The following is a 1,294-nucleotide window of genomic DNA, read 5'->3' on the forward strand; positions in this document are numbered from 1 at the left end:
TCCCCCAACTACTTTCGGCGCTGAGACGCTTAACTTCCGTGTTCGGCATGGGAACGGGTGTGGCCGTCTCGCTATCGCCACCAGACTTTAGGGCTTGTTCCCTGAAAACTGAGGATTCATCAACACAAACCATTAGACTAGATCAAAGCCTCGACCGATTAGTATCATTCAGCTCCACGTGTCGCCACGCTTCCACCCATGACCTATCTACCTCATCGTCTCTGAGGGGTCTTTCTTGATTGCTCAAAGGGAAATCTCATCTCGGAGGGGGCTTCATGCTTAGATGCTTTCAGCACTTATCCCGTCCGCACGTAGCTACCCAGCGGTGCTCCTGGCGGAACAACTGGTACACCAGCGGTGCGTCCATCCCGGTCCTCTCGTACTAAGGACAGCTCTCCTCAAATTTCCTGCGCCCACGACGGATAGGGACCGAACTGTCTCACGACGTTCTGAACCCAGCTCGCGTACCGCTTTAATGGGCGAACAGCCCAACCCTTGGGACCTACTCCAGCCCCAGGATGCGATGAGCCGACATCGAGGTGCCAAACCTCCCCGTCGATGTGGACTCTTGGGGGAGATCAGCCTGTTATCCCCAGGGTAGCTTTTATCCGTTGAGCGATGGCCCTTCCATGCGGAACCACCGGATCACTAAGCCCGACTTTCGTCCCTGCTCGACTTGTAGGTCTCGCAGTCAAGCTCCCTTCTGCCTTTGCACTCTTCGAATGATTTCCAACCATTCTGAGGGAACCTTTGGGCGCCTCCGTTACTGTTTAGGAGGCGACCGCCCCAGTCAAACTACCCGCCTGACACGGTCCTCCAGCCGGATCACGGCTGCGAGTTAGAGACTCTATACGCAAAGGGTGGTATCCCAAGGGTGTCTCCACCGAAGCTGGCGCTCCGGCTTCACAAACTCCCACCTATCCTGTACATCGCGTACAAAGCCTCAATATCAGGCTGTAGTAAAGCTCCATGGGGTCTTTCCGTCCTGTCGCGGGTAACCTGCATCTTCACAGGTACTATGATTTCACCGGGTCTCTCGTTGAGACAGTGCCCAAATCGTTACGCCTTTCGTGCGGGTCGGAACTTACCCGACAAGGAATTTCGCTACCTTAGGACCGTTATAGTTACGGCCGCCGTTTACTGGGGCTTCGGTTCAGTGCTTCTCTTGCGATGACACATCCCCTTAACCTTCCAGCACCGGGCAGGCGTCAGCCCCTATACTTCATCTTGCGATTTAGCAGAGACCTGTGTTTTTGCTAAACAGTCGTTTGGGCCTATTCACTGCGGCTTATGT

The 1,294-nt window shown here is 54.8% G+C and carries 1 rRNA gene and 1 other annotated feature; the gene reads right to left on the bottom strand.

What is annotated here, in order from left to right:
• A 5S ribosomal RNA gene (gene rrf, locus BV910_RS00005) occupies window positions 1-85 on the bottom strand; the annotation flags it as partial.
• Between the two features lie 52 nt (window positions 86-137).
• Window positions 138-1,294: a sequence feature (23S ribosomal RNA rRNA prediction is too short), on the bottom strand.

The organism is Exiguobacterium sp. HVEsp1 (genome assembly GCF_002009685.1).
Classification (GTDB): domain Bacteria; phylum Bacillota; class Bacilli; order Exiguobacteriales; family Exiguobacteriaceae; genus Exiguobacterium; species Exiguobacterium profundum.